Source organism: Methylogaea oryzae, from assembly GCF_019669985.1.
Taxonomy (GTDB): Bacteria; Pseudomonadota; Gammaproteobacteria; order Methylococcales; family Methylococcaceae; genus Methylogaea; species Methylogaea oryzae.
The window spans coordinates 3,593,962-3,605,815 of the sequence record NZ_AP019782.1; the positions used below are offsets into that span (position 1 = coordinate 3,593,962).

Annotated in this window: 8 protein-coding genes; all 8 read left to right on the top strand. The window is 67.3% G+C overall.

From position 1 onward, the window contains the following. The first annotated feature begins 150 nt into the window (after window positions 1-150). The 8 genes from ppc to K5607_RS16000 all read left to right on the top strand — a co-directional run bounded on the left by ppc (window position 151) and on the right by K5607_RS16000 (window position 11,731). The gene (ppc, locus tag K5607_RS15965; RefSeq protein WP_221047599.1) at window positions 151-2,973 is read left to right on the top strand and encodes a phosphoenolpyruvate carboxylase; all 2,823 of its coding nucleotides are present in this window, start codon (window positions 151-153) and stop codon (window positions 2,971-2,973) included. 31 nt (window positions 2,974-3,004) lie between these two features. Continuing rightward, window positions 3,005-4,684: an ATP-binding cassette domain-containing protein gene (locus tag K5607_RS15970; RefSeq protein ID WP_221047600.1), complete on the top strand. Its 1,680-nt coding sequence runs from the start codon at window positions 3,005-3,007 to the stop codon at window positions 4,682-4,684. Then, on the top strand, window positions 4,677-6,020 hold the full coding sequence (locus tag K5607_RS15975) for an HlyD family secretion protein (RefSeq protein WP_221047601.1): 1,344 nt from the start codon (window positions 4,677-4,679) through the stop codon (window positions 6,018-6,020). Before K5607_RS15970 ends, K5607_RS15975 begins: the two co-directional genes overlap by 8 nt. Further along, complete coding sequence (locus K5607_RS15980; RefSeq protein WP_246598896.1) at window positions 6,017-7,564, top strand: TolC family protein; 1,548 nt, start codon at window positions 6,017-6,019, stop codon at window positions 7,562-7,564. Before K5607_RS15975 ends, K5607_RS15980 begins: the two co-directional genes overlap by 4 nt. Before the next feature lie 150 nt (window positions 7,565-7,714). Then, complete coding sequence (locus tag K5607_RS15985; protein ID WP_221047602.1) at window positions 7,715-8,605, top strand: TIGR01459 family HAD-type hydrolase; 891 nt, start codon at window positions 7,715-7,717, stop codon at window positions 8,603-8,605. A gap of 250 nt (window positions 8,606-8,855) precedes the next feature. Further along, window positions 8,856-9,095: a hypothetical protein gene (locus K5607_RS15990; protein WP_221047603.1), complete on the top strand. Its 240-nt coding sequence runs from the start codon at window positions 8,856-8,858 to the stop codon at window positions 9,093-9,095. A 12-nt stretch (window positions 9,096-9,107) separates the two neighbouring features. Continuing rightward, on the top strand, window positions 9,108-10,586 hold the full coding sequence (locus tag K5607_RS15995) for a patatin-like phospholipase family protein (protein ID WP_054774677.1): 1,479 nt from the start codon (window positions 9,108-9,110) through the stop codon (window positions 10,584-10,586). Between the two features lie 173 nt (window positions 10,587-10,759). Then, complete coding sequence (locus tag K5607_RS16000; protein ID WP_221047604.1) at window positions 10,760-11,731, top strand: L-threonylcarbamoyladenylate synthase; 972 nt, start codon at window positions 10,760-10,762, stop codon at window positions 11,729-11,731. The last annotated feature ends 123 nt before the right edge of the window (window positions 11,732-11,854 follow it).

Here is an 11,854-nt window from a genome sequence, read left to right on the forward strand (position 1 = left end):
CAATTTTTCCGATAGTTACATTCTATTTTACTATCGCTATAGCCGTCGGTAATCTGGCAGCACATCCATCGCCCGCCGACGCCCCCGGCCAAACACCGGCAGTTCGAGGAATACGGGCGCAACGCAACCACCAACGAATTCAAGGCTTCGATGACCAAAACAGCCGACGACAAAGAACTCCGCCGCAGCACCCGCCTGTTGGGATCGGTGCTGGCGCGGGTACTGAAAGCCCAGGCCGCCCCCAAAATCGCCGCCACCGTAGAGCAACTGCAACGGGGCTTTACCGGCCTGCACCGGGACGGCGGCGCGGCCCGGCGGCAATCCCTGCTCAACATCATCGAACCGTTGGAAGCGGAAGTCGCCAGCGACGTCGTGCGGGCCTTCAGCTTGTATTTCAGCCTGCTGCACATCGCCGAGGAATCCACCAACCTGCTCAAGCGCCGCCGGCAAACCGAACGGGGCGGCCACTATTGGCCCGGCTCGTTCCACGACACGTTGCTGCTCCTCAAGCAGTCCGGCGTTACGGCGGAGCAACTTCCCGCCCTGTTCGAGCAACTGCTGTACCTGCCGGTGATGACCGCCCACCCCACGGAAGCCAAGCGCCGCACCGTGCGCAACCAGTTGCGCAACATCTTCCTCACCAACGAGCGGCTGGACGATCCCCAGGTGCGCGGCTATTACCGCCAAGTCGCCCTGGAGAAATTGCATCGGCAAATTCAGGCGCTGTGGAAAACCGACGAAGTCCGGTCCCGCAGCATGGGCGTGCTGGACGAAATCGAATCCGGCCTGTTTTATTTCCCCCTCTCCCTGTTCCAAGCGACCACACGCTTGTACCGCAACTTCGAACGCGCCCTGGCCGACGTGTACGGCGAAGCGGCGGCCCGCGACATCCGCATCCCCAGCTTCCTGCGCTACGGCTCCTGGATCGGCGGCGACCGGGACGGCAACCCCAACGTCAAGCCGGAAACCACCGAGCTGGCCCTGCGCATGCAAACCTGCACGATCCTGCAGGAATACATCCGCTTGCTCGACGAATTGCGCGGCGAAATCACCCATTCCTACGGTTTCTGCCAACCGACGGAGGCATTCCTCGCCAGCCTGGCGGCCGACCGCGAAGCGCTGGGCGAAGCGGTGACGGGCCTGGAAAGGCACTACCTGCAGGAACCCTATCGCCACAAGCTGGCCTTGATGAAATACCGCATGGAGCGGACCCTGGCCCAGGCGGAACGACGCCTCGCCGGCCAAGCCGACGCGCGGGAAAGCCACGCCTACGCCAACGCCGCCGTTTTCATGGCCGATCTGCTGCTGATCCGCGACTCGCTATACGCCCACAACGACGGCGAAGTGGCGGAGCTGGGCCTGCGCGACCTGATCCGCCTGGCGGAGACCTTCGGCTTCCATTTGATGCAGCTGGACGTGCGGCAAGAATCCACCCGCCATAGCGAGGCCGTGGCGGAAATCCTCGCCGCGCTCAAATTCCGCGCGGACCAAGCCGATTTCTGCGTGGACTACCGCGCGCTGGACGAAACGCAAAAACTCGCCTTGCTGAGCCAAGCCATCGCCCTGCCCGGCGGGCTGGACTACGACGCCGCCGCCCTATCCGACACCACCCGCGAAACCCTGGCGGTGTTCCGCGTCATGGCGCGCATGCGCCGGGAAATCGGCGCCGACTGCTTCAGCCGCTACGTCATCTCCATGACCCACGCCGCCAGCCACATCATGGAAGTCATGCTGCTGGCCGCCCAAAGCGGCCTGGCCGGACGCCTGGGCGAAGGCTGGTACTGCCATATCGGCGTCAGCCCCCTGTTCGAAACCATCGACGACCTCAACCATATCGAATCGGTGCTGACCACCCTGTTGGACCTGCCGGTCTACCGGGCGCTGCTGGACGCCTCCAGCGAACGCCAGGAAGTCATGCTGGGTTATTCCGATTCCTGCAAGGACGGCGGCATCCTCGCCTCGACCTGGGGCTTGTACCAGGCCCAGCGGCAAGTCATCGCCATCGCCGAGGCGCGCGGCATCCCCTGCCGCCTGTTCCACGGCCGCGGCGGCACGGTGGGACGCGGCGGCGGCCCCACCCACGAAGCCATCCTCGCCCAGCCGCCCGACACGGTGCGCGGCCAAATCAAGTTCACCGAGCAAGGCGAAGTGCTGTTCTACCGCTACAACAACATGGAGACCGCCGTTTACGAGCTGACCATGGGCGTCACCGGCCTGCTCAAGGCCAGCATCAGCCTGGTGCAGCCGGTGCGGCAGGACCGGACGGAAGACTTGGCGGTCATGGCGGAACTGGCCCGCATCGGCGAACACAGTTACCGGGAGCTGACGGAACGCACCGACGGCTTCCTCGACTATTTCTACGAAGCCACGCCGGTAGGCGAAATCGGCCAGCTCAACATCGGCTCGCGCCCTTCCCACCGAAAAAAGAAGGACCGCTCCAAGCAATCGGTGCGGGCCATCGCCTGGGTGTTCTCCTGGGCCCAGTCGCGCCAGACCTTCCCTGCCTGGTACGGCATCGGCTCCGCCCTGGCCAGCTGGTGCGCCGGCAAGCCGGAGCGGCTGCAACGGCTGCGCGCCATGTACCGGGAATGGCCGTTTTTCCGCAACCTGCTCAGCAACGCCCAAATGGCCTTGAGCAAATCGGACATGGAAATCGCCCGGGAATACGCCGGACTTTGCCCGGAGCCGTCCACCGGCAAGCGCATCCACGACCTGATCGCCGCCGAATACCAGCGCTGCGAGGACTGGGTGCTGGACGTGGCCGAAGCCGACGGCCTGCTGGCGGAAAACCCGGAACTGGCCGCCTCCCTCAAGCGCCGCAACGCCTACCTGGGCCCGCTCAACTATCTGCAGGCCACGCTGCTGCGGCGGGTGCGGGCCGGCGGCGACGAAGCCCCGGCGGAAAGCCCCTGGATGCAGCCCTTGCTGCGCAGCATCAACGCCATCGCGGCGGGCATGCGCAACACGGGGTAATCGGCCGTATACCCAGAGCAACCGTTTAGCCATGGACACCAGCCATTCGCCATCGCTCCATCCCCTGGCCCGCCTACGGGAGCTGGCCGCTTTGGAGCGGGAAGACATCGGCGCCGTGATCGCCTACAGCGTGGGAATCGGCGTCATGTCCCTAGCCACGCCGGTAGCGGTGCAGGCGCTGGTCAACACCATCGCCTTCGGCGCCTTGCTCCAGCCGCTGGTGGTGCTGACCCTGGTGCTGCTGGTGTGCCTGTCGCTCAACAACCTGCTGCTGGGCGTGCAGTTCTACGTGGTGGAGATGCTGCAACGGCGGCTGTTCGTGCGTTATCTCGGCGAAGCCGGCGCCCGCTTGCAAGGGGTGTGCGCCGCCGCCCGCGACCGCCGCGACGTGCCGGAACTGGTCAACCGGTTCTTCGACGTGCTGACGGTGCAAAAAGCCGGCGCGGTGCTGCTGCTGGAAGCGGTCGCCTACCTGTTGCAGTCCTTCATCGGCATGATCCTGCTGGCTTTCTACCACCCCATGCTGCTGGCCTTCGACTTGTTTCTGCTGGGGGCGCTGGCCTTCATCCTGCTGGTGCTGGGGCGGGGCGGCGTGGAGACGGCCATTGCCCAATCCAAGGCCAAATACGCCGCCGTCGCCTGGCTGGAAGAGCTGGCCCGCAACCCCTTGCTGGGCAAATTCGCCGACGGCGAGTCCTACCTGGCGGTGCGCACCGACCAGGCGGCGCGGGGCTATCTGGACGCTTGCGCGAACCATTTCCGCGTCGTCATGCGGCAGAACGTCGGCGCCCTGGCGCTGCATGCCCTGGCCGGCACCCTGTTGCTGGGCATGGGCGGCTGGATGGTGATCGAACGCCAGCTCAGCCTGGGCCAGTTGATCGCCGCCGAACTGGTGGTGGGCGCCATGATTTACGGCCTCACCCGGCTGGGCAAGGTACTCGACAACTACTACGAGCTGGCGGCCGCCATGGACAAGATCGGCCATTTGCTGGACCTGCCCCAGGAACGCGGCGACGGCGCGGCGCCGGAACGGGCCGCAGGGCCGGCCGCCGTGCAGCTGCGCGGCGTGACGCCGCCGCAAGGCCTAGGCCGGGAGCCGGTTGCGCCCATCGACATGGACATCGCCCCCGGCGACCGCCTGGCGCTGACCGGCGCCCGCTTGGCCGGCCTCGGCGCCGTCCTCGAACTGCTGTACGGGCTGCGTTCCCCGCTGGCGGGCAGCGTGCGGCTGGACGGGCAGGATCTGCGCGAAATCAAATTGAACGAGCTGCGCCGTTCCGTCGCCCTGGTGCGGGATACGGAAATCGTCCACGGCACGGTGCTGGACAACCTGCGCCTGGGCCGGGACATCCCCTTGCCGGAACTGTACACGGCCTTGCGCACGGTGGGACTGCTGGAAGAGCTGCTTGCCCTGCCCGACGGCCTCAACACCCTGCTGTTCCATCACGCCGGTCCGTTAACCCAGGAACAAGGCTTGCGGCTGACCCTGGCCCGCGCCATCGCCGGCCGCCCCCGGTTGTTGCTGCTGCATCGGGTCTTGGACCGCATGGACAATCGCGTGGCGCAAACGGTGATTCCCGAACTGTTGCGTCCGGATGCGCCCTGGACGCTGGTGACAGCCACCAACAGCCCGGCCGTGCTGGCCCATTGCGGACGCGTCGGCCGTCTCGATGGCGGCAGATTGACCGTAACGGAGGCCGGCCATGGCTGATTTCGGCGCCCCCTTGCCTTGCCTGGCTTCGGCCGAAACGGCGCCTTGGGCGCACCGGCTGGCGCGGCGGCTGGGAACCCTGCTGCTGATCCTGCTGGTGCTGCTGGCTTTCGTTCCCTGGCAACAAAACGTGCGCGGCGTCGGCCGGGTGGTGGCCTATGCGCCGGTCGAGCGGCAACAGGTGGTGAGCGCCACCGTGGACGGCCGTGTGTCGCGCTGGCTGGTGCGGGAAGGCTCCCGGGTGCGCCAAGGCGAGGTGCTGGCGGAGCTGGCCGACAACGACCCCCAGCTGTTGCAGCGCCTGGAAGCCGAGCGGCAAACCCTGCTGGCGCGCCAAGCCGCGGTGGACGCCCGGGTGGAGACCTTCCGCGAACAGCTGCGCATGGCCGAAACCGCCCGGCCCCAGGCCCTGGCCGCCGCCGAGGCGCGGCTGGACATGGCCGGGGAAAGGCGCAAGGCCGCCGAGCAAGCCCTGCAAGCGGCGCAAGCGGCCCAGCGCACCGCCGCCCTCAACCTCGATCGGCAGTCCGCCTTGCATGGCGAAGGGCTGGCCTCGCGGCGCACCCTGGAATTGGCGCAGCTGGACATGGCGCAGCGGCGCACCGACGCCGAGCGGGGCCAAGCCGCCTTGCGCGCCGCCGCTGCCGAAGTGGAAGCCTTGTCCTCCGACCGCCGCAAGCTGGAAGCGGACACCGCCGCCGCCGTGGAAAAAAGCCGGGCGGAACTCAACAAGGCCTTGGAGGACCAGAACTACGCGCGCGCCGACCTGCTCAAGCTGGAAACCCGATTGGCGCGCCAGCAGACCCAATCCGTCTCGGCGCCCCGCGACGGCGTGGTGTTGCGCCTGGCGGCCGCCCCCGGCGCGGAATTGGTCAAGGCCGGCCAGCCCTTGGCGATCCTGGTGCCCGATGCGCAAGAGCGCGCCGTGGAGCTGTGGATGGACGGCAACGACGTGCCGCTCATCGTTCCCGACAGCCGGGTGCGATTGCAATTCGAGGGCTATCCGGCGGTGCAGTTCGGCGGCTGGCCGGAGCTGTCCATCGGCAGCTTCGGCGGCCGGGTGGCGTTCATCGACGCCACCGACGACGGCAAAGGCCATTTCCGGCTGCTGGTCACGCCGGATCCGGAAGACGAGCAACCCTGGCCGGCCGAGCGCTTCCTGCGCCAGGGCGTGCGCACCAACGGCTGGGTGCAGCTGGGACGGGTGACCCTGGGCTACGAGCTGTGGCGGATTTTCAACGGCTTTCCGCCGCTGGTGCTGCCGGAACCGCCCGGACTGGCCAAGCCGGATAAGGCCGATGCTCCCAAAAGCGAAGCGGAGGGCAAAGACAAATGAACCGCACTGCTTATGCGTGGATGAACCTCCCCTGGGAGCGCGGGCATCTTGCCCGCAAGTGCCGCCCCTACGCGCCGCTTTTACGACTGGCGGCCCACTCCGACGGGGACGGGCAGGATGCCCGCGCGCCCAGGGACGCCGCCAGAAAGGCATTCGCCGCAGCCGTTTTGCTGTCGTGGATACTCACCGCCGAAGCGGGCGACGCCGTGCCGCTGGCGTTGCACGAAGTGCTGGCCGCCGCGACCCGCGCCTTTCCCGCCCTGCTGGCGGCGGAACAGCGCAAGGAAGCGGCCGCCGGGGAAAGACTGGCGGCGGAAGGCGGCTTCGACACCTTGCTCAAATCGCAAAACCGCTGGTCCGTGGCCGGCTTGTACGAAAACCGCAATTACGACGTGAGCGTCGAACAGCCCACCGGCCTGTGGGGCGCCACCTTCTTCGGCGGCTGGCGGCGCGGCCTGGGCGATTATCCGGTATACGAGGGCAAGAGCCTCACCGCCACCGACGGCGAAGCCCGCGTCGGCGTCAACGTCCCGCTGTGGCGCAACGGCTCCATCGACCGCCGCCGCGCCAGCCTGACGCAGGCCGAGCTGGGCGAGCTGATCGCCGGCCACGAATACGACCAGGCGCTGATCGAACTGCGCCGGGTCGCCGCCCACCGCTATTGGGACTGGGTGCTGGCCGGCCGCCGCTTGCGGGTGGCGGACGCCATGCTGGACATCGCCGAAAAACGCGACGCCGGCATCCGCCGCCGGGCGGCGGCCGGCGACATCGCCGAATTCGAGGCCGCCGACAACCAGCGCGCCATCCTGGAACGGCGCGAACGCCAGGTGGCCGCGCGCCGCCTGCTGGAACAAACCGCCATCCAGCTGTCGCTGTACTGGCGCGACGAACAGGGCCAGCCGCAGTTGCCGGACGCCGGCCGGCTGCCGACAGGATTTCCCGAGGCGGAGCCCGTGGTGTCCAAGGATTTCGCCGACGCCTTGACCACCGCCCAAGCCCAACGGCCGGAGTTGCGGCGACTGGATTTGCAGGGACGGCAAACCGAGACCGAACTGGAACTGCAACGCAACCAACAGGCGCCGGGAGTGGACTTTTCCGTCATGGGCGCCCGCGACATCGGCCCCGGCAAGGACAAACTCAACCGGGAAGAACTCTACCTGGGCCTGAACATCGACATTCCTTTGCAGCGCCGCGTGGCCGGAGGCCGTGCCCAGGCCGCCGCCGCCAACTTGCAACGGCTCAAGCTGGAGAAACAGCTGGCGGACGACCGCATCGCCGCCGAAGTGCGCGACGCCCTGTCGGCCGTGGAAGCCGCCCGCCAGCGCCTGGAACTGGCCGGCCGGCAGCGGCAAGCCGCCAAGCGCTTGGAGGAGGGCGAGCGCACCCGCTTCGAGCTGGGCGAAAGCACCCTGTTGTTCGTCAACCTGCGGGAAATCGCCAGCGGCGACGCCGCCCTGATGGAAGCGGACGCCGCCAACGCCTTGTTTAAGGCCCACGCGGATTATCAGGCGGCATTGGGAACCGACCTTCACACCCCTCCTTGAACCCATTTTTCAAACTCATCGCGCGGGGACCAAACCACTTGACGCCGAAAGCCGCCATATACCGTCCGCATTCGACAGCGCGGCGATGCCGCGCCTCGCCCTGAGGCATGGCATCGCCTTATTCACCGACTCCCTGCAGGAACTGACGTAATGATGCATAAAACGCCATTGACCGAATCCCGGCTCGTCGCGGGAACCGCCGCCTTCGCTGACCGTTACCGGACCTTCCTGGTCGATCAATGGGGCGTCTTGCACGACGGCCGGCAACCGTTCCCCGGCGCCGTCGACTGCCTGCGCCGCCTGATGGCCCAAGGCAAGCAGGTGGCGGTGCTCAGCAACTCGGGCAAGCCGGCGGCCGACAACGTCGCACGCCTGCGCGCCATGGGCATCCCCGAAGACTGCTACACCGCCGTGGTCACATCCGGCGAAGTGGTCCGCAACGCCTTGGCTGCGCGCACGCCGCCTTTCCCGCCGTCCCTGGGCCGCCGCTGTTTCCTGCTGAGCAGCGACGGCTCGGACAGCTTGGTGCGGGGACTCGACTTGGAGCTAACGCCGACCGTGGCCGACGCCGACTTCATCCTGCTGGCCGGCGTGGCCGACGGCCTGCCTCTGGAACATTACCTGCCCCTGTTGGAATGCGGCGGCAACCGCGGATTGCCCCTGATCTGCGCCAATCCCGACCTGGTGCGCTTCTCGCCGCAAGGATTGACCTTCAGCGCCGGCGAACTGGCGCGGCGCTACGAACAACTGGGCGGCACGGTGCATTACATCGGCAAACCCCACGAGGCCATCTACCGCTATTGCGGCCAGGTGCTGGCGGATTTCGACCCGGCCCAGGCCGTGGCCGTCGGCGATTCCGTCGGCCACGACGTGGTGGGCGGCCACCGGGCGGGCTTGGCGACGGCCTTCGTCACCGGCGGCATCCACGGCGCCGATTTCGCCGACGCGGCGGACGATGCCGCGCGCCTGCGTCGCGTATCGGCCATCGCCCGCGAGCACGGGGTTTGGCCCGACTGGGTCATCCCCGGCTTTGCCTGGTAAACGCCGGCCGACGGGTCCGGTTGCTTGCGGATATTCCGCCGCGATGCCCGCGCCGCGGGCCCGGAAAATAGCCGTGGCGCTTTACCGCTGAGCACATATACACTGAGGCTTGCGGCGCCGGCGAGGCGAAATCCGACGGGGCCGCATCGGTAAATTCGGCCCCGGCCGCGCGCGAACGGCGGGGACGCCCGAACAAGGATTGGCCGGCATGAACCCCATGCCGCACGTCATCGATCGAGGGAGGAAAGCCATGTTCGCCAGCTTGCGCATTTTGAGGCCGGAGGATCGGCTTATTTATCTTAACGGCGACTACCAGAACCCGGCGGGAAACTCATCGACCGACACGTTCACCGTCGCCGCCGGCGGCCATACCGCCGAGACGCTCGACAGCCAAGGCAAAGTGGACTTCCGCAAAAAATTCCGCGTCACGGCTCGGCAAACGTCTGTGGCAATCGAGCTCGATCCGGTCGTGCCGCCGGAATCGGTCTGAGGGAGGACGGTCATGGGGATTTTCAATGCGCGGGACGTCCTGCGCGGCGTTTGCTTCGCGGCAGCGCTTTTTACGGCCGGTTGCTCTTATCCCACCCGCAACCAGGAAGCCCAGATCGTTGACGAAAGCCACGGCTACCGCTGGAACAAGCTGCCGCCGTCCGGGCTGGAAGACACCCTGGTCGTTGTCACCGCCTCGGGGGGCGGCACACGCGCCGCCGCACTGACGCTTTCGGTGCTCCGGGCGCTCAATGAGATCGCGCTGCCCCACGGCGCAACCCTGGCCCAAGAAATCGACATCATTTCCTCGGTCTCGGGCGGCAGCGTCGCCGCCGGCTATTTCGCCCTCGAAGGGCCCGCCGGCTTCGACAAGCTGGAAAACGACTTCATACGCCGCGACGGCATGCGCGCCCTGCTTTTCGACGGGCTCAACCCCCTGGGCTTGGCGCGACTGGCCGCGCCCGGCCTGGAGCGCATAGACCTGTTGATCGACTACCTCGATGAGCGGCTGTTCCACGGCGCCACTTACCAGGCGTTGCTGGATCGCCAGCGCTTGCCGTTCCTCGTGCTGAACGCGGCGGACATGGTGGAGGGCGTCCCGTTTCCGTTCACCCAGCGCAAAATGGACCTGCTCTGCAGCGACCTTTCGAGCCTGCCGCTGGCGACCGCCGTTGCCGCTTCCGCCGCCTTTCCGGTCGCCCTGACGCCGGTGACGCTGACCAACTATTCGCCCTGTTCCGCCACCCAAGGGAAAAGCCATTGGCCGCCGCCCTGGGTGACCGACAGCATCGACGAGCCCGGCACGCGGCAGGAGGACGGCGTTTGGTACGACAATCCCCAGCGCGCGTCGCTGGCCCGCGTGGAACAAGCCTACGCCCTCGGCAAGGACGGCAAAGCGCCGAAAAGCTACATCCATTTGCTCGACGGCGGCATCGCCGACAACCTGGGCATCTCCGAGCCGCTGCGCATGCTGGCGACGCGCGATACGCAGCGCTCGCTGCTCGGCGGAATCGACAGCGGGCGGATCACCAAGCTGATCTTCGTCGTGGTCAACGCGCGATCCTTCGCCCCATCCGAGCTCGACCAGCGACAGGCGACGCCAGGCGAGTTGGACATGCTGCTCGCCTCGATCAACGCGCCGATAGACCGAACCACCGCCGGCACCGCGGCGCAGCTGCGCAATTTGCTCATGGACGAATTCCGCCAAATGGCGCTTGGCGATCCCGCGAAAAAAGCGCGTTTCGAAGCGCTGGCCGACAATACCGCCCTGATCTCGGTGGATTTCGACGCCATCGTCGACGCCGACTGCCGGCGCAAATACCAAGCGATTTCGACGACATGGTCATTGGACAAACGGCGCATAGACGCCTTGCTGAAAGTCGGCGGCGCATTGCTCGGCAGCGACCCGGAATTCGAGCGGCTGCTGCGACTGCTGGGCGATCCCGCGCGTCCGCGGCTGGCGACGATGGAGGAGGCGTGCCAAGCGCTTTGAGGAGGCCGCCAAGGCTTGCGCCACCGGGGATGGAGGGGATAGCCCGCTTGGAGTAGAATTGTCCGTTGTTCCAGGGGCGCGGGGCCGCCCCTTGCCTCCGGTAAACCTGCCGATAGCGGCGACTTTCCCTCGTTCCGACGACCCAACGGGCCACCCGCCCTAGGCCAGTTTTGATGAAAACACCGACTCCCGAAACCATCGCCGCCGCCGCGCAATGCCTGCGGGACGGCGGCTTGGTGGCCATTCCCACGGAAACCGTTTACGGCTTGGGCGCGGATGCTTCCAATCCGCAGGCGGTGCTGCGCATTTTCGCGGCCAAAGGGCGTCCGGCGGACCATCCGCTCATCGTCCACGCAGCCGGCGCCGAATCCCTGGAATATTGGGCGCGGGAAGTGCCCGAAGGGGCGTTGCGGCTGGCGGCGCGCTACTGGCCCGGCCCCTTGACGCTGATCTTGAAGCGCGGGCGCGCGCCGCTGGAAGTCACCGGCGGGCAGGACTCCGTTGGGCTGCGGGTGCCGGCCCATCCGGTGGCGCTGGCCTTGTTGCGCGCCTTCGGCGGCGGCGTCGCCGCGCCGTCCGCCAACCGCTTCGGGCGGGTCAGCCCGACCCGCGCCTGGCACGTGCGGCGCGAACTGGGCGATCGGGTGGACATGATCCTGGACGGCGGCCCCTGCCGCGTCGGGGTGGAATCCACCATCCTCAGCCTGGCGGGCGACCGGCCGGTGCTGCTGCGGCCCGGCGCCATCGCCCTGTCGGAATTGCAGGAAGTGCTGGGCGAGGAAATCGCCCCGCCCAGCACCCCGGTCGCCATCCGCGCCCCGGGCATGCTGGCCTCCCATTACGCGCCGGAAACGCCGTTCGAGGTTTGGCCGGCGGAAGAGCTGCGGCAACGGGCGGAGGAACTGGCGCAAACCGGACGCCGGGCCGCCATCCTGTTCATCGATCCGCAACGCTGCGGCATCGCCGCCACGCCCGACCTGCTGCCTTTCCCCATGCCGGCCGAACCGGACGACTACGCACGCCGGCTGTTCGCCGTGCTGCGCCGCTTCGACCGCATGGGCCTGGACGTGCTGCTGGCGGAAGCGCCGCCGGAAACGGAGGCTTGGCAGGCGGTTAGGGACCGCATGCGGCGGGCGAGTTGCTAGGAACACTGCAAATAATTAATGCTCCTTCTCCCTCCGGGAGAAGGCTGGGATGAGGGGAAAAAGGTCACGGCCTTTTACTTCCCCTCACCCTAACCCTCTCCCTAAGGGAGAGGGAACAATAAG

What these genes read in the sequence shown, in the direction of transcription:
- ppc (WP_221047599.1), top strand. Translation starts at nt 151, where the DNA reads ATGACCAAAACAGCCGACGACAAAGAACTCCGCCGCAGCACCCGCCTG.
- K5607_RS15970 (WP_221047600.1), top strand. Translation starts at nt 3,005, where the DNA reads ATGGACACCAGCCATTCGCCATCGCTCCATCCCCTGGCCCGCCTACGG.
- K5607_RS15975 (WP_221047601.1), top strand. Translation starts at nt 4,677, where the DNA reads ATGGCTGATTTCGGCGCCCCCTTGCCTTGCCTGGCTTCGGCCGAAACG.
- K5607_RS15980 (WP_246598896.1), top strand. Translation starts at nt 6,017, where the DNA reads ATGAACCGCACTGCTTATGCGTGGATGAACCTCCCCTGGGAGCGCGGG.
- K5607_RS15985 (WP_221047602.1), top strand. Translation starts at nt 7,715, where the DNA reads ATGATGCATAAAACGCCATTGACCGAATCCCGGCTCGTCGCGGGAACC.
- K5607_RS15990 (WP_221047603.1), top strand. Translation starts at nt 8,856, where the DNA reads ATGTTCGCCAGCTTGCGCATTTTGAGGCCGGAGGATCGGCTTATTTAT.
- K5607_RS15995 (WP_054774677.1), top strand. Translation starts at nt 9,108, where the DNA reads ATGGGGATTTTCAATGCGCGGGACGTCCTGCGCGGCGTTTGCTTCGCG.
- K5607_RS16000 (WP_221047604.1), top strand. Translation starts at nt 10,760, where the DNA reads ATGAAAACACCGACTCCCGAAACCATCGCCGCCGCCGCGCAATGCCTG.